The sequence below is a fragment of the Hydrogenophaga sp. genome (assembly GCF_025699295.1).
In the GTDB taxonomy this organism is placed as follows: domain Bacteria; phylum Pseudomonadota; class Gammaproteobacteria; order Burkholderiales; family Burkholderiaceae_C; genus Hydrogenophaga.
Window position 1 is genome coordinate 211,758 of record NZ_JAILWB010000005.1, and the last position, 20,682, is coordinate 232,439.

The following is a 20,682-nucleotide window of genomic DNA, read 5'->3' on the forward strand; positions in this document are numbered from 1 at the left end:
AAGCTTAGGTCGGTGTCAACGCAACGGGCAACTGCCCAACTCGCTGGTACATGCGAAAGGGAATTTCGTTGGAACAGTTCAAGTGTTTGCGCGAGGTGACAGAGATGGATCTTGCGCATCGGCAACTTGGTGAGATCACGGGCTACGTCCCTTCGCTGCCGAAGATGCATGCTGCCTTGGCTGCGATCAAGTTGCACGAAGGAGTCCCAGTGCCTGTGATTGGGCAGTTCAACGTCGCGAGAAACATGGCGCTGTATCACTACTTCCACTACGCGATGGCGCCTGAGGTGCAGATGAAGACCTACTCTGTCATCGAACTGGCACTGCGGCTGCGCTTCAACGCGAGCAACGGAAAGACGCTCGCGCCGCTTCTGCAGATGGCGTTGGCGGCCAGTCTCCTGAAGGATGCTGGGTTTCGCCATTTGGAGTCGCCAGATCCAGAGAACAGCTACAGCAAGCGATTGCCAGAGATATTGCCCAAGCTGCGAAATTTCTCGGCACATGGCTCTACGGCTCTCACGCCAGACTGCCTCGGGCACATCGAAAAGTGTGCTGATTTGATCAATCAGTTGTTTGATCGGCCGGCATGACTGAGCAAGATCTCCATGACCATTTGCGGCGCCAAATGAGCTTCCTCGCGAACTCGGTCGCTTCCTATGATCAAGGGCACATAGAGGAGGCGGTGCGAGTTGCAGTAGCGATACGTGTGCTTTTTCACGATAGTCGCGGCAGCGTCTCGCTGCTCGAAAAGTTGGGCCAGAAGGATGCGGTGCAAGTGATCACCACTGCGGCTACTCTACCGGTCAACCTTGGCATTGAGCTTGACTACGGAGAACTGCTCCGGGATGTGACGTTTGGGCAAGAGATTCGGTACAACCCAGTATCCCCCGACTCGCCCACGATTTCCGGCCGCGAATGGTGGCTGCAGCCTGTTTTTCTCCGAGACAAGGTGCCGTACACCAGGCGGGATGTCGTTCTATCTGCCGCAAACAAGGACGGCGGCGCGCACGTAGACGATCCAGATGCGAAGCTGTTGGCGATGAAAGAGGGGTTCTGGTTGAGAGTTCGAAAGAACCCAGACGGCTCAAAAGTCAAAGTCCCCGAAGAGGACGTGCACTTCCGAATGTTGCGCCGACTTGCGGACGAATTGCTTTGCAGCAGGGCGTTGCGCGCCCTTGTCGCAAGGTAGTTCTGCGGATCGATTCTTAATGGAGGTCGGATGTGGTCTGACATTGACGGTGAGGACCTTGCGCTGCTCGTTGCGCTCGTGCTGGCTACTGTGGCCGCGTTGCTCGACACGGTCATTGGAAGCGTGGTGTTCAAAGCACTGAAGATCTTGGGTCTGATCCTCAGCCTGGGCTTGGCCATTCACCGCATCAGGACCGGCAAACCGTACATCAAGGATCTGGTAGTCGGCGATTGGAAAGCAGTTGGGCAGCGATACCAAATTCGCGTGCCGCGTGCAGAGCATGGACGGGGGCGATCTCCGCGGGTGCTTTGTTTGGTACTCGGGGAGGCCGGGGGCTATGCAGAGTGCTTCACCGGCGCGGAGGTGAATGACGAGGGCGATGTGTTCGTCGTTGCAAGCGAACCGGGCTCGTTAAGGCTCGACATCCGAAAATCTTGACCGGTAGCTTTCGCGACGTCAGGCAGTGCGAAGTGTATCGCCAGTACGCTCGGATCCTCGGGCGGTGGGTCAACTTTGCGTTGGACCGTGCTGACTACTTGATTCATCCGATACGAAAGCCTTCGGACGCATAGAGCGCACCCAGGGACGCCTGCTACGTAGCGGCTGGCTTGGGTGGCTCCGCCACCCTTCGATTGCTGCCTGTCCCAACGACAGCTGATCGTCATCGAAGTCCCTCAGGGCCTCAGCTACGAACGTCCGCCCCCAGTCTTGACCCGCCTCCCACCCGAGAGGCAACGTCAACAGCCTGGGTGACCTCTGAACCCGCGCCCTGGCCTCTTTCACCATGGCCGCCTGGCAATCTGGCGTTGAACTCAGCAGTTCGGCAGGCAGGCGGGCGGGCCGCTGGTAGCGGTCAACCTCCACCTGGCTCTGGGCGGCTCGCGGCCGCCTTCAGGGCGACACGCCCTCGCCCCGCACCCCACTCGCCACCAGCGCCCGGTACTCCGACGGCGTGTTGCCCACGCTGCGGCTGAAGAACTTGCTGAAGTAGGCCGCGTCGTCGTAGCCGAGTTGTTGCGCCACCTCGGTCACCGGCATCGGTGAATACGCGAGCAGGCGGCGCGCTTCGAGCAACAGGCGTTCGTGCAGCACCTGCAGCGCCGACTGCTTCGTGGCCTGGCGGCAGGTGCGGCTGAGGTGGTCGGGCGTGACGCCCAGCGCCTCGGCGTAGAAGGACAGCGGCCGGTGCTCGCGGTAGTGCTGCTCCACCAGCGCGAGGTAGCGCCGCAGCAGGGTGTCGCGTGCGCCCTGGGCGCGCTCGCGCGTGAAGTGCTCGCCCCGGCGGCGCAGGAACTGCACCGCCAGCAGCGTGGCGCAGGCCAGCAGCGCGTGCACGCGGCCCGGGCTCTGCGTGCGGAACTCGCGCGCGACCTGCGCGAACAGGTTTCTGCATTCGGCCTCGCCCTCGCCTTCGATGTCGGGCAACACGCAGGACGCGCCCAGCTCCGCGTCGGCCAGGGTCGAGCCGCCCAGCAACTGCCGCAGGGTGGTGGTGGGCACGGTGACCTGGTGGCCGATGGTGTCTGGCGTGTAGGTGAAGCCGTGCACCGAGCCGGGCGCGAGCATCAGCAGCACCGGCGCCTGCGCTTCGAACTCGCGCCCGTCGATGCTGCCGCGCACATGGCCCTGCTCCAGCCACTGGAACTGGTGCAGGCCCTCGTGACGGTGCGCCGGAATCGTCCAGTCCATCTCGGTACCGCGCACCGCCACGGACTCGTAGTGCAGGCAGTCGTCGGGCTGGTCGTGGCGGACCTCCCGGAAAGGAACCAGCAACAGGGGCGATGTGTTCATGGGGCGGCGATTGTCACCCGATGCCGGAAAAGTGCAAGGACCGGGCCGAATCGTCCATCGCGCCGATCGGGCGGGGCGCGCATCATCCATCCGCCACCCCTTTGAGACACCTGCCCTCATGACACACAACCCGCCCGCCAACGCACCCGCCACATCGGCACCGCCGCTGCAACTGAGCGGCGCGCAGGCGCTGGTGCGGGTGCTGCTGGCCGAGGGCGTGGACACGGTGTTCGGCATCGTCGGCGGCAAGCTCTCGCCGCTGTTCCATGCGCTGAGCCAGGAGCCGCGCATCCGCTTCATCGGTGTGCGCCACGAAGCGGTCGGGCCGATGATGGCCGCTGCCGTGCACGCGGGCACGGGCCGGATCGCGGTGGCCGTGGCCGAACTCGGGCCGGGCGGCCTGAACATGGCCTCGGGCCTGGGCGTGGCCTTCAACAACCACCTGCCGCTGCTGGCCATCACCACCAACCAGCACCGCGCCGCGTCGTACCCGCATGTGGGCGTGTTCATGGACCTGGACACGCGTGCGGTGACGGCGCCGCTGACCAAATGGAACGCGGTGGTGCACGACGGCCGCCGCATGCCCGAACTGGCGCGCCGCGCCTTTCGCGAAGCGTTGAGCGGGCGGCCCGGCCCGGTGCACCTGGACATTCCGCAGGACGTGCTGGGCGAGGTGCATGCCTTCGCGGCCGATGAATTCGACATCGCCCCCGCGCGCTACCGCGCCACGCTGGGCCCGCGCCCGGCGGCGGCGCTGGTGGACGCGGCGGTGGCCTTGCTGCGCGACGCGAAGCGCCCGCTGATCGTGGCCGGTGGTGGCGTGGTGGCCGCCGGTGCCGCGCCCGCGCTGCGCCGGCTCGCGCAGCGCCTGAACGCGCCGGTGGTGCCCACGCAGATGGCGCTGGGCGTGGTGCCTTCGGACAGCCCGCACTTCATCGGCCACGGCGGCATCATCGCGGGCGAATCGGTGAAGCACGCGTTCGCGCGCGCCGACGTGGTCCTCAGCGTGGGCTGCCGCTGGTCGTCGTGGATGTGGGACGAGCACGGCGCGCTGGCGCGGCGCCACCACCCGCTCATCAACATCAACATCGACCCCTCGGCGCTGGGCCAGCCCGCGCTGCACGCCGTGGCGATGCAGGCGGACGCGGGCGAGGCGCTGCGCGACCTGCTCGCGGCCCTGGGTGACGAAGCACCGCCGCCCGCCGCCTGGCTGGCCGAGGTGCGCGGGGTGCGCGCGGCGCATGAGGACAAGCTCGCGCTGATGATCGCGGACACCGACGAGACCATGCACCCGGCCGCGCTGGCCAAGGCGGTAGCCGATGCCCTGCCCGCCGATGCGCTGGCGGTCTACGACGGCGGCCACACCACGTTCTGGAGCAACGACCTCACGCCGGTGCACGAGGTGCGCACACGCTTTCACGAGCCCGGCATGGCGCACCTGGGCTACGGCCTGCCGGCGGCGATCGCGCTGCAATCGCAGTTCCCCGGCAAGGCCGTGTTCAACCTCACGGGGGACGGCGCCTTCGGCTTCACGCTCAACGAACTCGACACCGCGCGCCGCTACCGGCTGCCGGTGATCAACGTGATCCACAACAACGCCGCCTGGGGCGTGATCCGCATGGGGCAGCGGGCCGGGCTGGACTTCGAGATGGGCACCGCGCTGGAGGACACCGACTACGCGGCCATCGCGCGCGGCTTCGGCTGCCACGGCGAGGTGGTCACGCGCCCGGGCGAGGTGGCCGCCGCCATCCAGCGCGCCCTGGATTCCGGCCTGCCTGCCGTGCTCGACTGTCGCACGCGGTTCGTGCCGCACCCGGCGGTGGGCCAGTTCGTCAGCATGAACAAGTACGGCTTCGCTTCGCTCACGCGCGGGGCCTGAGTTTCGATTCCGGTTTTTTTGGCAACGGCAAAGGAGACAAGACACCATGATGCAACGCAGAACCCTGCTGCGCGCCGGCGCGGCTTTCGGCGGCCTGGCCACCACCGGCCTGCCGGTGTTTGCGCAAACCAGCGCGGGCAACGTCACGCTGTGGTCGGGCTTTCCGGTCGGTGGCGGCCTGGGCGACCAGGTGGCGCGCCCGCTGATCGAACAGATGCGCGGCAAGTACCCGCAGCCCTTCATCTACGACGCCAAACCCGGCGCGGGCGGGCGCATCGCGGCCGAATTCGTCAAGCGCGCCGCGCCCGATGGCAACACCCTGTATGGCTGCCCGAGCACCGTCATGACGCTGCACCCGCACGTGTTCAGGAAGCTGCCCTACGACACGCTGGCGGACTTCGTGCCGATCGCGGGCCTGTGCTCGTACACGGCGGTGTTCACCGCCGGCCCGGGCCTGCCGGCCGAGATCCGCACCGTGGCCGACTACCTGAAATGGGCCAGGGCCAACCCGGCGCAGGCCAACTACGGCGTGCCGGCCACGGGCTCGTCGCTGCACCTGGCGGGCGCCATGCTGGGCAAGCAGTCGGGTGTGGACATGCAGGCGGTGCCGTACAAGGGCGGCGCGCCGCTGCTCACCGACCTGCGCGGCGGCCAGATCCCGGTGAGCTTCAACGTGGTGAGCGAGGTACTGCCGCACATCCGCGCGGGCACGCTGCGCGCGCTGGCCGTGTGCGCGCCCACGCGCTGGAAGGCCCTGCCCGAGACGCCCACGCTGACCGAACTTGGCTACAAGGACGTGGCCTTCGTCGACTGGCTGGCGTGGTACGGCCCGGCGGGCATCCCCGCGGCGAAGGTGAACGCGATCAACGCCGCCGTCAACGAGGCGCTCGACTCGACTGCCATGCAGGAGGTGTTCACCAAGATCGGGCTGGAGGCCCTGCGCGTCACGCCCGAAGGCCTGGGCACCATGGTGCGCGAGAACCACGCCTTCTGGGCCCGCGTGGTCAAGACCACGGGCTTCAAGCCGGAAGACTGACGCGCCATCTTGTCCCCTCTCCCTCCGGGAGAGGGTCAGGGTGAGGGCGGTGCCCTGCGATATCCTTCCCCTCCCCGGCGGCAGCCCTCACCCCTGCCCTCTCCCAGAGGGAGAGGGAGGAACACCCCTCAACCACATTCCGACCATGAGCCTCACCCTCGCCCAAGCCCAGACCATCATCGCCGCCGCCCTCGCGAAATCGAAAGACATGGGCTACCAGCCCATGGGCATCGCCGTGCTCGACGCGGCGGGCCACCTCAAGGCCTTCGCCAGCGAGGACGGCGCGAGCATGTTCCGCTTCGACATCGCGCGCGCCAAGGCCTGGGGCGCGGTCGGCATGGGCGTGTCCAGCCGCACGCTGGGTGAACGCGCCAAGGGCAACCCCAACTTCTTCGTCTCGCTCGCGGCCACGTCCGACGGCAAGTTCCTGCCGCAGACCGGCGCGGTGGTGATCAAGGATGCGCAAGGCAAGCTGCTGGGCGCGGTCGGTGCCAGCGGCGGCACGGGTGACGAGGACGAGCTGATCTGCATCGCGGGCGTGCAGGCGGCCGGGCTGAGCCACGGCTGAAGCAGCGGCGCAGGGGGTGTTCACCCCCTCGGCAGGCCACGCATCAGGACGTCGCAGAAGAATTCGGACGGAGGAGACAGCGGCAGGTCGGGCCGGCGCACCAGCACGATGGCCGGCGCCGGCAGCCGTTCGCGCACGGGAATGACGTCCAGCAGGTCGCGCGTCATCGCGAAGTCCATCCACTGCCGCGGCAGCATGGCCAGCAGGTCGGTCTGCACCAGCGCCACCTGCACCGAGAGCGCCGAATGCGCGCTCAGCATCACGCGCGGCGCGGCCTGGCCGTGGGAGGCGAACAGCCGCGCCAGGTCTTGCTCGGCGTTGTGGTCGATGGTGGTGCTGGCCCATTCGGCACCGGCCAGTGACTTCAGGCTGCGCACGCGCGCCAGTGGATGGCCCTTGCGGCAGACCACCACGCGCGTGTTGTCGCACAGGTGCTGCATGGCCAGGCCCGGTGCGGTTTTCTGCGAGGGCGCGGCGCCGAGATAGAAGTCCAGGCTGCCGTCGCGCAGCGCGCCTTCCACGGCGGGCATCAGGCTTTCGGTGATGTTGAGCTTCACCCTGGGGTAGGCGCTGCGGAACACCGGCAGGGCGTCGGGCAGCATGCCCAGGTGCGGCATGATGGACAGCGCCACCGACACCGTGCCTTCGTAGTCGGGCCCGGGGTGCTGCACCTCCTCGCGCGCGCGCCGCGCCTCGCTGGAGATCACGCACGCGCGGCGGTGAAACCGCACCCCTTCGGCGGTCAGCACCATGCCCGTGGTCTGTCGCGCAAACAGGCTCACTCCCAGTTCCCGCTCCAACGCCCGCACGCTGCGCGTCAGCGCGGGCTGCGGCATGTCCAGCCGCTTGGCGGCCGATCGCAGGCTGCCGTGTTCGACGATGGCCATCAGGTGCTGCAACTGTTCGAGCTTCATGCGCCGGTCTCTCTCCAGGGGGATGCATTTTTCGAATCACTTTTCGAATCACGCCATCTTATTGGAATCTTCATGTTTCCCTAGAGTCCGCTTCACCCCGTCAACGGGGACCACAGACCAACAGACGGAGACACGACATGAACCCCCATTCCAGACGCCACATCCTGCACGCGGCCCTGCTGCTGCTCACGCTGGGCGGCGCCACGACCCAGGCCCTGGCCCAGGCCTGGCCGAACAAGCCCGTGCGCATGGTCGTGCCGGTCGGCCCCGGCTCCGCGCCCGACGTGATCGCCCGCATCGTCGGCGAGAAGCTCGCCGCCGCCTGGGGCCAGGGCGTGGTGGTGGACAACCGCCCCGGCGCGGGCGGCATTCCCGGCATGTCGACGCTGGCGCGTTCCGCGCCCGACGGCTACACCATCGGCTTCGTACCCGCTGCCATGGGCACCATCACGCCGCTGGTATTCAAGAACCCGCAGTTCAACCCCGACACCGACCTCAGCGCGGTCGCGACGGTGGGCATCAGCCCGCTGATGCTGGTGGTGCCCACGGCCAGCGGCATCCGGTCCATGGCCGATCTGGCCCGGCACGCCAAGGCCCATGCCGGCCAGGTGAACTTCGCCGCGCCGCAGCTCAATTCGCTGCCGCACCTGGCCGGCGAGATGGTCAGCAAGGCCGGCGGCATGGGCATGTTCACCGTGCCCTACCGCACGCCGCCCGAGGCCGTGGCCGCCGTGCTCGCGGGCGACGCGCTGCTCACGGTGGACGGCGTGCCCAGCCTGCTGCCGCATGTGAAGTCGGGCCGCCTGCATGCCATCGGCGTGACCTCGGCCCAGCGCCTGCCCGGCATAGACGTGGCCCCCGTGGCGGACACCTACCCCGGCTACGAGGCCATCGGCTGGTTCCAGATCATCGTGCCCGCGGGCACGCCAGCGGCCATCGTCGACCGCATCAACGCCGACGTGAACCGCATCACCGCCTCGCCCGAGGTCACCACCCGCATGGCCGACCTGGGTGTGTACCCGCGCCAGGACAGCGTGGCTGCGGCCCGCGCCTTCTTCGTGCAGCAGCAAGGCGCGATGAAGCGCCTGGTGAACGAACTCGGCGTGCAGCCGCAGTAGCCCCTTCCTTTTCCTCAAGACCCGATGGCACCGGTGCAGCCCGTGCCCGGGGCGAACACACCCCTTCACACCCGAGACAGGAGCACCCCACCATGACCCCACGCAAGAAAGCCCTCGTCACCGGCGGCGGCACCGGCATCGGCCGCAGCGCCGTGCTGGCCCTCGCCAAAGCCGGCTACGACGTGGCCATCAACTACGCTTCCAGCGCCAAAGCCGCGCAGGCGGTGGCCGAAGAAGCCCAGGCGCTGGGCGCGCAGACGATGCTGCTGCAGTGCGATGTGAGCGACGACGCTGCCGTGCGCCAGATGCTCGCGATGGTGGGCGAGGCCTTCGGCCACCTGGACGCGCTGGTCAACAACGCCGGCACCACCGCCACCTGGAAGGTGAAGGACCTGGAGAGCCTGGACATGGCCGCCTGGGACCGCACCTTCGCGGTCAACGTGCGCGGCAACTTCCAGGTCAGCCGCGCGTCCGTGCCGTTGCTGCGCAAGAGCAAGGAAGGCGGTGGCGAGCCCTGCATCGTCAACACCGCGAGCATCGTGGGCCTGCGCCCCGGCCCGCAGCCGCCACCCTACGCCGCGAGCAAGGCCGCGGTGGTGAGCCTCACGAAGATGCTGGCCTGGAACCTCGGCCCGGACATCCGCGTGAACGCGGTGGCGCCGGGCTGGATGGAGGGCGACTGGATGGAACGCATGCTGGGCGACAAGTACGACGCGCTCATGGGTGCGCGCGCCAAGGCCACGCCGCTCAAGCGCTGCGTCACCGCCGACGACGTGGCCGAGGTGATGCTCAACCTGATCCAGGGCATGCGCTTCGTCACCGGTGAAGTGGTCGTCATCGACGGCGGCTTCACGAGTTCGACCTGATCACGACGACACCCGAGGAGATCCACCATGCTTGAAGGATTCGTTCCCTTCCCCCCCGAGTACGCCGCGCGCTACCGCGCCAGGGGCTACTGGCAGGACCGCTCGCTGGCGCAGGAGTTCGATGCCGTGTTCAAGCGCTACGCCGACCGGGTGGCGCTGATCGACGGTGACCTGAGCTACACCTACGCCGAGCTCGACCGCGTCACCACCAACCTGGCGCTGAACCTGCTGGAACTCGGCCTGCGGCCGCTGGACCGCGTCGTGCCCACGCTGCCCAACGTGCACGAGTTCGTGGTGCTGTACTTCGCGCTGCAGAAGATTGGCTGCATCCCGATCGCCGCGCTGGTCACGCACCGCTACGCCGAAATCAGCCAGTTCGTGAACCTCTCGGGCGCGACCACCTGCGTCTACCCGGACGCCGCGGGCGACTTCGCCTTCGCGCCGGTGATCACCCGCGTGCAGGCCGAGAACCCGTCGCTGAAGTTCCGCATCGTGCTGGGCGAGGCCGGCGCGGGCGAGGTCTCGCTGCGCGAGCTGATCCACAGGCCGGCCACCCTGCCGGCCTCGCGCCTGTCCGAGATCGCCATCGACCCGACCGACCCGTGCATCTTCCAGCTCTCGGGCGGCACCACCGGCATTCCCAAGCTGATTCCGCGCACCAACAACGACTACGCCTACAACTCGAAGGTGGCGGCCGACATGTGCGAGATCGACGCCGAGTCGGTGCTGCTGCTGGTGTTGCCGATCGCGCACAACCTGCCGCTGGCCTGCCCCGGCATCCAGGGCTTCCTGTTCAAGGGCGCCAAGGTCGTGCTGCACGCGAACACCCGACCGGCCGACATGTTCGCGCTGATCCAGAAGCACAAGGTCACGCACCTGAAGGTGGTGCCCGCGCTGCTGATCCGCCTGATCAACGACGAGGCCGCCGGGCAGTACGACCTCTCCAGCCTGCGGCTGATCCAGAGCGGCGGGCAGCGCATGCAACCCGAGGTGCGTGCGAAGACGCGTGCGCTGATCCCCGGCGTGTTCGTGCAGGAGAACTTCGGCATGTCCGAAGGCACGCTGATGTTCGTGCGCGCCGATGACCCCGAAGAGGTGAAGCTCGAAACCTGTGGTCGCCCGGTGTGCGACGACGACGAAGTGCTGCTGCTCGACGACGACGGCCGCGTCGTGCCCGATGGCGAGGTGGGCGAATTCACCGTGCGCGGCCCCTACACGCTGCGCGGCTACTTCGGCGTGCCCGAGTACAACGCGCGCCAGTTCACGCCCGATGGCTTCTACCGCTCCGGCGACCTGATGCGCAAGCACGCATCAGGCAACTACATCGTCGAGGGCCGCAAGAAGGACCTGATCAACCGCGGTGGCGAAAAGATCAGCGCCGAGGAGGTGGAGAACCTGATCCTGATGCACCCCGCGGTGCAGAACGTCGCCTGCGTGCCCATGCCCGACGCCAACCTGGGCGAGCGCATGTGCGCCTTCGTGATCCTCAAGCCCGGCCATGAGCTGCACCTGAAGGAGCTCGTCGGCTTCCTGCTCACCAAGGAGATCGCCAAGTTCAAGCTGCCCGAACGGCTGGAGGTGCTGCCGGACTTCCCGGTCTCCACCTTCGGCAAGGTCTCCAAGAAGGCGCTCGGCGAGCTGATCGCCCGCAAGCACGCGGAAGAAGAAGCCGCCCGCCGCATCCCCCACTGAACACCACAAGAGAAACCGCCATGCGCATCATCGACCTGCACTGCTACCCCGGCACGCCCACCTGGATCGAATCCCAGGGCCCCTACCCCGCCGAGCTGGCCCGCTACTGGAAACGCGACTGGGTGGGCAAGAGTGAAGAAGACGTGATCGCCGAGTTCACCGGCGCCGGCGTCGAAGCCTGCCTGGTGGCCCTGGACCTGGAGACCACCGTGGCCGCACCGCCCTGCACCAACGAGTACGTGCACGGCATGTGGAAGCGGCATCCGCAGCGCGTCATCCAGTGCTGGGGCGCGGTGGAACCGGCCAAGGGCGAGATCGCGATGATCCAGGCCCGCAAGGCGATCAAGGAGCTCGGCTTCATCGGCTTTCACTTCCACCCGATCATGCAGCACTTCGCCGTAAGCGACAGTCGCTACTACCCGCTGTTCGAGGAGATCAACGCCATGGGCGCGGCGGTGATGATCGACGTCGGCACCACCGGCATGGGCGCCGGCATGCCCGGCGGCAACGGTGCGCTGGTGCGCCACGCCCACCCCGAGCACATCGATCAGCTCGCGGCCGATTTCCCGAACCTGAAGATCATCATGGCCCACCCCGGCTGGCCCTGGGTGGACGAGACCACCGCCGTGGCGCTGCACAAGGGCAACGTGTACTGGGAGATGTCGGGCTGGGCGCCCAAACATTTCCCGGGCAACCTGAAGGTGGACATCCGGGGCCGCCTGCAGGACAAGATCATGTTCGGCAGCGACTACCCCAGCCTGCCCTACGAGCGCATCCTGCGCGAGTGGGACGAGCTGGGCTACAAGCCGGAAGTGATGGAGAAGATCATGCATGGCAATGCCGAGAGGGTGCTGGGCCTGTGACCATGAACGCCTTCATCTGTGACGGCGTGCGCACGCCGATCGGCCGCTACGGTGGCGCGCTCTCCAGCATCCGCACCGACGACCTCGGCGCCATCCCCATTCGCGCGCTGATGGCGCGCCACCCTTCGTTCGACCCGGTCCTGGTCGACGAGCTGGTCTTCGGCTGCGTCAACCAGGCCGGCGAGGACAACCGCAACGTCGCGCGCATGAGCGCGCTGCTCGCGGGCCTGCCGGTGGAGGTGCCGGCGGTCACGGTCAACCGGCTGTGCGGCTCGGGCCTCGAAGCCGTGGCGCAGGCGGCGCGCGCGCTGCATGCCGGGCAGGCGCAGGTCGCCATCGCCGGTGGCGTGGAAAGCATGAGCCGCGCGCCGCTGGTGATGCCCAAACCCACGGCGGCGTTCTCGCGCCATGCCGAGGTGCACGACTCCACCATCGGCTGGCGCTTCGTCAACCCGCGCATGGAACAGCTGCACGGCGTGGACGCGATGGGCGAGACGGCCGAGAACGTGGCCGAGGAACACGGCATCTCGCGCGCCGACCAGGACGCGTTTGCGCTGCGCAGCCAGCAGCGCGCGGCGGCCGCGATGCGCTCGGGTGTGCTGGCGCAGGAGATCGTTGCGGTGGAGGTGCCGGGCCGCAAGGGCGCGGTGACGCAGGTCACCGAAGACGAACATCCGCGCGCCGACACCACGGCACAGAGCCTGGCGGCGCTCAAACCCGCCTTCCGCCAAGGTGGCAGCGTCACCGCCGGCAATGCCTCGGGCGTGAACGACGGCGCGGCCGCCTTGCTGCTGGCCAGCGAAGCGGCGGCGCAACGCCACGGCCTGCAGCCCATCGCCCGTGTCGTCGGCTGCGCCAGTGCCGGCATCGCGCCGCGCGTGATGGGCTTCGGCCCCGTGCCCGCCGTGCACAGGCTGCTGGCGCAGACCGGCATGCGCATCAGCGACTTCGACGTGATCGAACTCAACGAGGCCTTCGCAGCCCAGGGCCTGGCCGTGATGCGCGCGCTGGGCCTGCCCGACGATGCACCGCATGTGAACCCGAACGGCGGCGCCATCGCCTTCGGCCACCCGCTGGGCATGAGCGGCGCGCGCCTGGTGCTCACCGCCGCGCGGCAGCTGCAGCGCACCGGCGGGCGCTACGGCCTGGTGACCATGTGCGTGGGCGTCGGCCAGGGCGTGGCCCTGGCGATCGAACGCGTGGGAGACACACCATGAGCGCGCCCCTGCTTGTCGTGCGGCGCGGCCACGTCGCGCTGCTCACGCTCAACCGGCCAGACACCCGCAACGCCTTGAGCGGCGAGGCCATGTTCGCCGCGTTCGAGCAGACCTTCGCCGAACTGAACGCCGACATGGGCGTGCGCGTGGCCATCCTCACCGGCGCGGGCACGGCTTTCTGCTCGGGCGGCAATGTGGCCGAGATGCGCGAGCGCACCGGCATGTTCGCCGGCTCACCCGCCGAAATTGCCGAACGCTACCGCGACGGTATCCAGCGCATTCCGCGCGCCTTCGAGGCGCTGCAGGTGCCCATCATCGCGGCGGTCAACGGGCCGGCCATCGGCGCCGGAAACGACCTGGCCTGCATGTGCGACCTGCGCATCGCCTCCAGCACCGCGCGCTTTGCCGAGAGCTTCGTGAAGGTCGGCATCGTGCCCGGCGACGGTGGCTGCTGGCTGCTGCCGCGCGTGATCGGCCACGCGCGCGCGGCCGAGATGGCGCTCACCGGCGACACCATCGACGCCGAAGAGGCCCTGCGTTTCGGCCTGGTCTCGCGCGTGGTCGCGCCCGAGGCGCTGCTCGACGAGGCCATGCGCCTGGCCGGGCGCATCGCGGCCAACCCGCCACAGGTGCTGCGCTGGACGCGGCAGCTGCTGCAGCAGGCGCGCACCGGCACGCTGGACGAAGCGCTGAACGCCGCCGGCCGGTTGCAGGGCCTGGCCCACCACACCGCCGACCACGCCGAGGCAGTGGCCGCCTTCTTCGAAAGACGCACGCCCACGTTCACCGGGGGCGCCGCATGAGCGGCATCCTGCTGGAGGAAAGGCCTTTCGATGGCGTGGCCCTGCTGCGCCTGAACCGGCCCACCGTGCTCAATGCGCTCAACCTCGACCTGCGCCACGCGCTCGCCGACGCCTTCCACCGGCTCGATGCCGATGCGCAGGTCCGCGCCATCGTGCTCGCCGGTGGCGAGCGCGCGTTCTGCGCCGGGGCCGACCTGACGGAGTACGTGGACGCCACGCCCACGGAGATCATGGAGCGCCGGATGGACCGGCTCTGGGACGCCATCGGCGCTTGCCGCAAGCCGGTGATTGCCGCCGTCAGGGGCCACGCACTGGGCGGCGGCTGCGAGCTGGCGATGCACGCCGACATCCTCGTCGCCGGGCGCGGCGCGCGCTTCGGCCAGCCCGAGGTGAAGCTGGGGATCATGCCCGGGGGCGGCGCCACGCAACGCCTGACGCAGGCGGTGGGCAAGTTCGCCGCGCTCCACATCCTGCTGCGCGGCGAGCCCTTCAGCGCGGACGCGGCCCTGGCGATGGGCCTGGCGAGCGAGGTGGTGGACGACGAGCAGGTGGAGGCCCGCGCATTGCAGCTGGCCGGCGAGCTGGCGGCTCTGCCCGTGCAGGCGCTGCGCCTGATCAAGGAGGCGGTGCTGGAAGGGATGAGCAGCGGGCTGCAGAGCGGCCTGCGGTTCGAGCGGCGCTCTTTCCAGACCCTGTTCGCCACGCAAGACAAACACGAAGGCATGCGCGCCCGGCTGGAGAAGCGCGCGCCGAACTTCATCGGGAGCTGATCGCCCGCGGCGCACGGGCGGCGACGACATTGACCACCCACCAGGAGACCACCATGACCAGACAACCCCTTCGCTCCCTCGTGACCGGCTTCGCGCTGGTCGCGCTGGCCACCAGCGCCGCGCACGCACAGGCCCCGGCGTATCCGAGCAAGCCCATCCGCCTGCTGGTCGGTTCGCCCCCGGGCGCGCCGTCGGACATCACGGCCCGGCTTTTCGCCGACCGCTTGTCGCAGCGCCTGGGCCAGAGCGTGATCGTGGAGAACCGTCCCGGCGCCGGCACCAGCCTGGCCGCCGGCGTGGTGGCGGCTGCCGAAGCCGACGGCCACACGCTGGGCGTCAGCCCGGACACCGTCGTCACGGTAAACCCGCTGGTCTATCCCAAGCTCAGCTTCGACGCGCGCAAGGACCTGATGAACATTTCGGTGCTGGCCAGCTTCACCCAGATGCTGGTGTGCCACCCGAAAACCGGCGTGAAGACCGCGGCCGACCTGGTCGCCCGCGCGAAGGCAGGCCGCATGACCTACGGCTCGGGCGGTGCGGGCGTGCCGGGCCACCTGGCGGCCGAGATGTTCCTGCAGAACACCGGCGCCCGCATGGAACACATCGCCTACCGCGGCCCCGCCCCGGCCACCACCGCGGTGCTGGCCGGCGAGGTGGACTGCGGTTTCCTGGCGACGCCGACCGTGCTGCCGCACGTGACGGCCGGCAAGCTGACCGCGCTGGCCGTGTCGTCCGCCGAGCCCTCCGCGCTCGCGCCGGACGTGCCGACGCTGGCCAAAGCCCTCGACGACCCGAAGCTCGACATCAGCTTCAAGCTGGTGCTACAGGCGCCCCGGGACCTGCCGGCACCGATTGCGGCGGCGCTCGAGCAAGCGGCGGGCGCCATCATGGCGGCCCCGGATGTGCGGACCCGGCTGCAGGCGCTGGACCTGCGCGGCGTGGGCAGCACGCGGCAGGCGGCCGAGGCCCAGGTGCGGGCCGACACCGCGCGCTGGGCGCCGGTGGTGAAGCAGCTGAACCTGAGCCTGGACTAGGGCCTGTTCACACTATTTTTCCCAGTGCGAAGGGGTTGAAAACAGGCCCTAAGCGGCGCGCGCGCCGGACCTACAGCGGCATGCCGGCGTTCGCTTCGCGCCGGTTGACCTCGTGGAACAGGCCGCGCAGCCAGCGGTGCCCGGGGTCGTTCTGCATGCGCCGGTGCCAGAACTGCTGCACCTCGATCACCGGCGGCTTGAACGGCAGCGCGATGCGCCGGATCGGGATGTGCCGCTCCATCACGGTGGCGATGTCTTCGGGCACGGTGGCCACGAGATCGGTGCCGGGCAGCAGGGCGAGCAGGCTCATGAAGTGCGAGAGTTCCAGCGTCACGTGGCGCCGCCAGCCCTTGGTGTCGAGGTAGCGGTCGAGCATGTGCTCGCGACCGTCGGGCAGCACCACCACGTGGCGCGCCGCCAGGTACTGCTTCTGCGTCATGCGCGACGGGCCTGGCCCCACGCGCGCGCAGGCAATGCAGGCGTACGAGGTCTTGAACAGGCCTTGCTGAAAGAAGCCGGCCTTCTTCAGGTCCGGGAAAAAGCCCACCGCCAGGTCGGCGTCGCCCGAGGCCAGCGCCTCGGCGGCGGCCTCGCGCGGCTTGGCGATGGCGCGCAGGCGCACCAGTGGTGCTTCGTGCCGCAGCCGCCGCAACACACCGGGCAGGAACGCCACCTCGCCGATGTCGGGCGTGAGGAGGGTGAAGCTGCGTTCGGCGCGCGCCGGGTCGAAGCGGGCCTGCTGCAGGATCTCGTGGTTGATCGTCTCCACCACGCGGTGCACCACGGGACCGAGCTCCAGCGCGCGCGGCGTCGGTTTCATCTGCGTGCCGGCGCGCACGAACAGCGCGTCGTCGAAGATCAGGCGCAGGCGCGCCAGGGCGGCGCTGGTGGCGGGCTGGCTCAGGCCCAGGATCTCGCCGGCGCGGCCCACGCTGCGCTGGCGCGAGAGGGCATCGAACACCACGAGCAGGTTCAGGTCGACATTCCGGATATCCATGCCATGGATTCTATGAATCCACGTCATCGTCTGTACAGATGGGGTTGCCCTGCCTAGCATCCGCCCTGCCTTCATTGCCACCGACGGCGCCGCACGCACGGCGACGCACCCTTTCAGGAGACAAATCCATGCAACGCAGAGACTTCGCCCGCGCCGCCGCGCTGCTCCCCTTCGCCGGTACGCTGCGGGCACAAACCCCCGCCTGGCCGCAGCGCCCGGTGCGCTTCATCCTCTCGCAACCGGCTGGTGCCGGCCCCGACATCCTGGCGCGCTTTGTGGGCGACCAGCTGGGCCGCCTGTGGAACCAGGGCGTGGTGGTGGAGAACAAGCCCGGCGGCCAGAACGTGATCGGCGCGCAGGCGGCGGCGCGCGCGCCAGCGGACGGCTACACCTTCTACTACGCCACCACCGCCGCGATGGTGACCAACGCCTTCACCTTCAAGTCCCTGCCCTACGACCCGGCGAAAGACTTCGCTCCCGTGCGCCTGGTGGGCCGCAGCCCGTTCCTGATCGCCGCCGCGAGCGACTTCCCTGCCAAGGACCTGGCCGAAGTGTTCGCGATGGCCAGGGCGAAACCCGGCACGGTGTCCATGGGCACCGAAGGCCCCAAGACCTTCTCCGGCATGCTGGCCGGCAGCGTCGCCGGCATGGCGGGTGTGCAGTTCAACCTGGTGCCCTACACCAAGGCACCCGAAGCCATTCAGGACGTGATCGCTGGCCGCGTGCAGCTGGTGTGCCTGCCTGACGCCGCGCTCAGCGCCTTCCTCAAGAGCGGACAGCTGCGCGCGCTCGCCATCAGCACCGCGCAGCGCCAGCACGACAAACCCAACGTGCCGGCGCTGGCCGAGACCTTCCCTGGCTTCGAGTACACCGGCTGGAACGGTGTGTTCGCACCGGCGGGCACGCCGGCCGACGTGGTGGCGCGCGTGAACCGCGACCTGGAGACCGTGCTGCGCCAGCCCGAGGTGTCGCAACGCCTGGCGCAACTGGGCTCGCTGGCCGAGCAGAAGATGTCGGTGGCCGAATTCGACGCCTTCATGCGCGATGAGCGTGAGCGCTGGCGCGGGGTCATCAAGACCTTGGGCATCACCGCGGAGTAAACCAGCGTGCCGTCCGTGATGCGTTGCGCCTGCGGCGTCGACGTGCATTCGCACGTCGTGCCCGAGAACTTCCCCGCCTACATCGGCCGCAGCATGCCGGCGGACTGGCCGTCCATGGCGCCGGCGCAGCCCTGCCACCGCAGCGTGATGATCGCGGGCAAAAACTACCGCACCGTGGTCGACAAGTGCTGGGACGTGGCCCGCCGCCTGGAGGACCTGCCCGGCATGGGGCTAGGCCTGCAGGTGATGTCGCCCATGCCCGAGCTGCTGTCGTACTGGATGGCGCCAGCCGACGCGCAGCAGCTGCTGCGCTTCCTCAACGACCAGATCGCGGCCATGGTCGCCGACAGCGCGGGCCGGCTCGCCGGCCTGGGCGCGGTACCGCTGCAGGACATGGACCTGGCCCTGCGCGAGCTGGAGTACGTGGTGAAGACACTGGGTTTTCCCGGCGTGGAAGTGGGCAGCAACATCAACGGCGTGCCGATCGGTGCGCCCGCCTTCGATCCCTTCTTCGAGGCCTGCGAGGCGCTGGGCGCGGCGGTGTTCGTGCACGCCATCCGGCCTGCCGGCATGGAGCGCCTGGTGGGCCCGGCGCCGCTGCAGCAGGTGCTGGGCTACCCCGGTGACGTGGGGCTGGCCGCCGCGTCCGTCATCACCACCAACCTGCTGGTGTGCCGGCCGGCACTGCGCATCGCCTTCAGCCACGGCGGCGGCACGCTGGCTTCACTGCTGCCGCGCCTGCAGCAGGGCTGGGGCGTGTTTCCGGCGCTGCGCGAGGCCGTGCTGCAAGCCCCTGCCGAACAGGCGCGCCGCCTGTTCTACGACACCCTGGTGTTCGACGAGCCCATGTTGCGCCACCTGGTGGACCGCTTCGGCGACACGCAGCTGATGGTGGGCACCGACTACCCGTTCAATTTCCACGACCACACGCCGGTGCAGCGCATCGAAGCCGCCGGCTTCGACGATGCGGTCACCGCGCGGCTGGTGCAACACAACGCCGAGCGCTTCCTGGGCCGGCAGAAAGTGACCACCCCATGAGCTCTCCCTGGATCGAAGGCCTGCGCAGCGTGGCCCTGAACGTGCCCGACCTGGCGCAGGCCGAGGCCTTCTACACCACCGTGTGGCGCCTCGACGTGGCGCACCGCAGCGAGGGCAAGGCCCTTTACCTGCGCGGCACCGGCAGCGACCACCACCTGCTCGCCCTCTATGCCGGCGGGCCCGTGCCGCAGCTGCGGCAGGTCACGCTGCGCGCGCGCAGCGCCGAGGCCCTGCAGGCGGTGGCCGAGGCCGTGCCGCGCGCGGGCGGCCGCATCGTCTCGCCCATCGGCCCGTTGTCGAAGAACCCCGCTGGCGGCACGGGCCTGACCCTGCGCGACCCGCACGGCCGCGTGTTCCAGGTGGTGCACGGCGACGCGCGCGCCGACGACATGGGCGAATGGCGGGACCGGCCCGTGCGCCTGACCCATGTGGTGCTCAACAGCCACGCGGTGGACGACACGCAGCGCTTCCTCACCGAAGCCCTGGGCTTCACCCTGGCCGACCGCACGGTGGCGATTGCCTTCATGAACTGCAACAGCGACCACCACACGCTCGCGGTGGGCGTGGCCGACAACGATGCGCTCAACCACATCGCCTTCCTGATGCCGGACGGCGAATCGGTGATGCGCGGTGGCGGCCGCATGAAGGACGCGGGCCACCCGATCCAGTGGGGCCCGGGGCGCCACGGCCCGGGCAACAACCTTTTCAACTACTTCATCGACCCGTTCGGTGTCGTCATCGAATACACCGCCGAGGTCGAACAGGTCGACGAGAGCTACCAGCCGCGCGGCCCGGCCGACTGGAAGTGGCCGCCCGGGCGCGTCGACCAGTGGGGCATCTCGCCCCCGCCCGGCCCCACGCTGAAGGAGGCGCAGCGCCGCGTGCTGTTCGCGCCTTCGACCTGATTCCCTGTTTCTTCTTTCTCAACGACCACCTGCCATGAAGTTCACCACCTACCTGCGCGAAGGCGCACCCCGCCTGGCCGTCGTCGACGGCACCGACCTGATCGACCTGAACGACGCCCAGCCCCAGGTGCCTGCCGACCTGCGCGCGGCCTTGCGGGCGGGCATCGACCTGCAGGCCGCCGCAAGCACCGCGCTGAGCGGCCCCTGCAAGCGGCAGGCCATCGCCAGCGCGAAGCTCGCGCCGCTGGTGCCCGAACCCGGCAAGATCATCTGCCTGGGCCTGAACTACTTCGACCACGCCAAGGAGGGCGGGCGCGACAAGCCCGAGTACCCGTGGTTCTTCTTCCGCGGCGCGTCCTCGCTGATCGCGCATGGCGACGCGGGCGTGGTGCCCTCGGTGTCCACGAAGTTCGACTACGAGGCCGAGCTGGCGGTGGTGATCGGCCGCACCGTGCCGCGCCACACGAAGCAGGCCGACGCGCTGCCCTATGTGTTCGGCTACAGCTGCTTCAACGACATGAGCGTGCGCGACTACCAGAAGCGCACGCCGCAATGGACCATCGGCAAGAACTTCGACGGCACGGGCGGCTTCGGCCCGGTGCTGGTGAGCGCCGACGAACTGCCACCCGGCGCGGTGGGCCTGAAGATCCAGGGCCGCCTCAACGGCCAGGTGATGCAGGACGCCAACACCAGCGACATGATCTTCAACGTGGCCGAAACCATCGCGCTGCTGGCCGACGTGCTCACGCTCGAACCCGGCGACGTGATCGTGATGGGCACGCCCGCCGGCGTGGGCCAGGCGCGCACACCGCCGGTGTGGATGAAGTCCGGCGACAGCTTCGAGGTGGAGATCGAAGGCGTCGGCACGCTGGTCAACCCGATCGCGAACGAGCGGGTGTGAC

At 69.0% G+C, this 20,682-nt stretch carries 21 protein-coding genes; 18 read left to right on the forward strand and 3 right to left on the reverse strand.

All coding sequences use genetic code 11. The annotated features are described in order from the left end of the window. The first annotated feature begins 68 nt into the window (after window positions 1-68). From K5880_RS06965 to K5880_RS06975, 3 genes are read left to right on the forward strand one after another with little or no spacing between them, the layout of a single operon-like run. Entirely contained in the window at window positions 69-590 is a 522-nt protein-coding gene (locus tag K5880_RS06965) for a hypothetical protein (protein WP_297650163.1), read from the forward strand. After that, window positions 587-1,189, forward strand: a complete 603-nt coding sequence (locus K5880_RS06970; protein ID WP_297650165.1) for a hypothetical protein — start codon at window positions 587-589, stop codon at window positions 1,187-1,189. Before K5880_RS06965 ends, K5880_RS06970 begins: the two co-directional genes overlap by 4 nt. A gap of 30 nt (window positions 1,190-1,219) precedes the next feature. Then, window positions 1,220-1,627: a hypothetical protein gene (locus K5880_RS06975; RefSeq protein ID WP_297650167.1), complete on the forward strand. Its 408-nt coding sequence runs from the start codon at window positions 1,220-1,222 to the stop codon at window positions 1,625-1,627. Between the two features lie 453 nt (window positions 1,628-2,080). Here K5880_RS06975 and K5880_RS06980 read toward each other — a convergent pair whose 3' ends face one another. Next, window positions 2,081-2,980 (reverse strand): AraC family transcriptional regulator, encoded by a 900-nt coding sequence (locus K5880_RS06980; RefSeq protein WP_297650169.1) that lies wholly within the window; start codon window positions 2,978-2,980, stop codon window positions 2,081-2,083. Between the two features lie 118 nt (window positions 2,981-3,098). Between K5880_RS06980 and K5880_RS06985 the strand changes: the two genes are divergently transcribed. The 3 genes from K5880_RS06985 to K5880_RS06995 all read left to right on the forward strand — a co-directional run bounded on the left by K5880_RS06985 (window position 3,099) and on the right by K5880_RS06995 (window position 6,463). Beyond that, window positions 3,099-4,859 (forward strand): thiamine pyrophosphate-binding protein, encoded by a 1,761-nt coding sequence (locus K5880_RS06985; RefSeq protein ID WP_297650171.1) that lies wholly within the window; start codon window positions 3,099-3,101, stop codon window positions 4,857-4,859. A 46-nt stretch (window positions 4,860-4,905) separates the two neighbouring features. Next, window positions 4,906-5,895 carry a tripartite tricarboxylate transporter substrate-binding protein gene (locus K5880_RS06990; RefSeq protein WP_297650173.1) on the forward strand — a complete coding sequence of 330 codons (990 nt, stop codon included), beginning with the start codon at window positions 4,906-4,908 and terminating at the stop codon, window positions 5,893-5,895. A gap of 145 nt (window positions 5,896-6,040) precedes the next feature. Continuing rightward, window positions 6,041-6,463 (forward strand): heme-binding protein, encoded by a 423-nt coding sequence (locus K5880_RS06995; RefSeq protein WP_297650175.1) that lies wholly within the window; start codon window positions 6,041-6,043, stop codon window positions 6,461-6,463. A 20-nt stretch (window positions 6,464-6,483) separates the two neighbouring features. On the opposite strand, the gene K5880_RS07000 is transcribed toward K5880_RS06995, so the two are convergent. Further along, window positions 6,484-7,377 (reverse strand): LysR substrate-binding domain-containing protein, encoded by an 894-nt coding sequence (locus tag K5880_RS07000; protein WP_297650177.1) that lies wholly within the window; start codon window positions 7,375-7,377, stop codon window positions 6,484-6,486. Window positions 7,378-7,514: 137 nt separating this feature from the next. Here K5880_RS07000 and K5880_RS07005 point away from each other — a divergent pair, with 137 nt between their 5' ends. The 8 genes from K5880_RS07005 to K5880_RS07040 all read left to right on the forward strand — a co-directional run bounded on the left by K5880_RS07005 (window position 7,515) and on the right by K5880_RS07040 (window position 15,740). Beyond that, entirely contained in the window at window positions 7,515-8,495 is a 981-nt protein-coding gene (locus tag K5880_RS07005; protein WP_297650179.1) for a tripartite tricarboxylate transporter substrate-binding protein, read from the forward strand. 92 nt (window positions 8,496-8,587) lie between these two features. Further along, window positions 8,588-9,361, forward strand: coding sequence for an SDR family oxidoreductase (locus tag K5880_RS07010; RefSeq protein ID WP_297650181.1), 774 nt, complete (start codon window positions 8,588-8,590; stop codon window positions 9,359-9,361). A 27-nt stretch (window positions 9,362-9,388) separates the two neighbouring features. Next, window positions 9,389-11,053 carry an AMP-binding protein gene (locus K5880_RS07015; RefSeq protein WP_297650183.1) on the forward strand — a complete coding sequence of 555 codons (1,665 nt, stop codon included), beginning with the start codon at window positions 9,389-9,391 and terminating at the stop codon, window positions 11,051-11,053. Window positions 11,054-11,073: 20 nt separating this feature from the next. Next, complete coding sequence (locus K5880_RS07020; RefSeq protein WP_297650185.1) at window positions 11,074-11,916, forward strand: amidohydrolase family protein; 843 nt, start codon at window positions 11,074-11,076, stop codon at window positions 11,914-11,916. A gap of 2 nt (window positions 11,917-11,918) precedes the next feature. After that, window positions 11,919-13,133: a 3-oxoadipyl-CoA thiolase gene (pcaF, locus tag K5880_RS07025; RefSeq protein ID WP_297650187.1), complete on the forward strand. Its 1,215-nt coding sequence runs from the start codon at window positions 11,919-11,921 to the stop codon at window positions 13,131-13,133. After that, entirely contained in the window at window positions 13,130-13,936 is an 807-nt protein-coding gene (locus K5880_RS07030) for a crotonase/enoyl-CoA hydratase family protein (protein ID WP_297650189.1), read from the forward strand. The genes pcaF and K5880_RS07030 overlap by 4 nt, the downstream gene beginning before the upstream one ends. After that, window positions 13,933-14,706 carry an enoyl-CoA hydratase-related protein gene (locus tag K5880_RS07035; RefSeq protein ID WP_297650191.1) on the forward strand — a complete coding sequence of 258 codons (774 nt, stop codon included), beginning with the start codon at window positions 13,933-13,935 and terminating at the stop codon, window positions 14,704-14,706. Before K5880_RS07030 ends, K5880_RS07035 begins: the two co-directional genes overlap by 4 nt. 53 nt (window positions 14,707-14,759) lie before the next feature. Continuing rightward, window positions 14,760-15,740, forward strand: a complete 981-nt coding sequence (locus K5880_RS07040) for a tripartite tricarboxylate transporter substrate-binding protein (RefSeq protein ID WP_297650193.1) — start codon at window positions 14,760-14,762, stop codon at window positions 15,738-15,740. 70 nt (window positions 15,741-15,810) lie between these two features. On the opposite strand, the gene K5880_RS07045 is transcribed toward K5880_RS07040, so the two are convergent. After that, window positions 15,811-16,737 carry a LysR family transcriptional regulator gene (locus K5880_RS07045; protein ID WP_297650195.1) on the reverse strand — a complete coding sequence of 309 codons (927 nt, stop codon included), beginning with the start codon at window positions 16,735-16,737 and terminating at the stop codon, window positions 15,811-15,813. Window positions 16,738-16,865: 128 nt separating this feature from the next. Between K5880_RS07045 and K5880_RS07050 the strand changes: the two genes are divergently transcribed. The 4 genes from K5880_RS07050 to K5880_RS07065 are packed head-to-tail and all read left to right on the forward strand — an operon-like array spanning window position 16,866 to window position 20,681. After that, entirely contained in the window at window positions 16,866-17,837 is a 972-nt protein-coding gene (locus tag K5880_RS07050; protein ID WP_297650197.1) for a tripartite tricarboxylate transporter substrate-binding protein, read from the forward strand. Between the two features lie 6 nt (window positions 17,838-17,843). Continuing rightward, window positions 17,844-18,875 (forward strand): amidohydrolase family protein, encoded by a 1,032-nt coding sequence (locus tag K5880_RS07055; protein ID WP_297650199.1) that lies wholly within the window; start codon window positions 17,844-17,846, stop codon window positions 18,873-18,875. After that, a complete protein-coding gene (locus K5880_RS07060) occupies window positions 18,872-19,780 on the forward strand; it encodes a VOC family protein (protein WP_297650201.1) in 909 nt (302 codons plus the stop codon). Before K5880_RS07055 ends, K5880_RS07060 begins: the two co-directional genes overlap by 4 nt. 34 nt (window positions 19,781-19,814) lie before the next feature. Next, window positions 19,815-20,681, forward strand: a complete 867-nt coding sequence (locus tag K5880_RS07065) for a fumarylacetoacetate hydrolase family protein (RefSeq protein WP_297650203.1) — start codon at window positions 19,815-19,817, stop codon at window positions 20,679-20,681. Window position 20,682 lies beyond the last annotated feature (1 nt).

Bases quoted from the DNA above. Each gene is read 5' to 3' on its own strand.
- K5880_RS06970 (WP_297650165.1), top strand. From the start codon at position 587: ATGACTGAGCAAGATCTCCATGACCATTTGCGGCGCCAAATGAGCTTC.
- K5880_RS06975 (WP_297650167.1), top strand. From the start codon at position 1,220: ATGTGGTCTGACATTGACGGTGAGGACCTTGCGCTGCTCGTTGCGCTC.
- K5880_RS06980 (WP_297650169.1), bottom strand. From the start codon at position 2,980: ATGAACACATCGCCCCTGTTGCTGGTTCCTTTCCGGGAGGTCCGCCAC.
- K5880_RS06985 (WP_297650171.1), top strand. From the start codon at position 3,099: ATGACACACAACCCGCCCGCCAACGCACCCGCCACATCGGCACCGCCG.
- K5880_RS06990 (WP_297650173.1), top strand. From the start codon at position 4,906: ATGATGCAACGCAGAACCCTGCTGCGCGCCGGCGCGGCTTTCGGCGGC.
- K5880_RS06995 (WP_297650175.1), top strand. From the start codon at position 6,041: ATGAGCCTCACCCTCGCCCAAGCCCAGACCATCATCGCCGCCGCCCTC.
- K5880_RS07000 (WP_297650177.1), bottom strand. From the start codon at position 7,377: ATGAAGCTCGAACAGTTGCAGCACCTGATGGCCATCGTCGAACACGGC.
- K5880_RS07005 (WP_297650179.1), top strand. From the start codon at position 7,515: ATGAACCCCCATTCCAGACGCCACATCCTGCACGCGGCCCTGCTGCTG.
- K5880_RS07010 (WP_297650181.1), top strand. From the start codon at position 8,588: ATGACCCCACGCAAGAAAGCCCTCGTCACCGGCGGCGGCACCGGCATC.
- K5880_RS07015 (WP_297650183.1), top strand. From the start codon at position 9,389: ATGCTTGAAGGATTCGTTCCCTTCCCCCCCGAGTACGCCGCGCGCTAC.
- K5880_RS07020 (WP_297650185.1), top strand. From the start codon at position 11,074: ATGCGCATCATCGACCTGCACTGCTACCCCGGCACGCCCACCTGGATC.
- pcaF (WP_297650187.1), top strand. From the start codon at position 11,919: ATGAACGCCTTCATCTGTGACGGCGTGCGCACGCCGATCGGCCGCTAC.
- K5880_RS07030 (WP_297650189.1), top strand. From the start codon at position 13,130: ATGAGCGCGCCCCTGCTTGTCGTGCGGCGCGGCCACGTCGCGCTGCTC.
- K5880_RS07035 (WP_297650191.1), top strand. From the start codon at position 13,933: ATGAGCGGCATCCTGCTGGAGGAAAGGCCTTTCGATGGCGTGGCCCTG.
- K5880_RS07040 (WP_297650193.1), top strand. From the start codon at position 14,760: ATGACCAGACAACCCCTTCGCTCCCTCGTGACCGGCTTCGCGCTGGTC.
- K5880_RS07045 (WP_297650195.1), bottom strand. From the start codon at position 16,737: ATGGATATCCGGAATGTCGACCTGAACCTGCTCGTGGTGTTCGATGCC.
- K5880_RS07050 (WP_297650197.1), top strand. From the start codon at position 16,866: ATGCAACGCAGAGACTTCGCCCGCGCCGCCGCGCTGCTCCCCTTCGCC.
- K5880_RS07060 (WP_297650201.1), top strand. From the start codon at position 18,872: ATGAGCTCTCCCTGGATCGAAGGCCTGCGCAGCGTGGCCCTGAACGTG.
- K5880_RS07065 (WP_297650203.1), top strand. From the start codon at position 19,815: ATGAAGTTCACCACCTACCTGCGCGAAGGCGCACCCCGCCTGGCCGTC.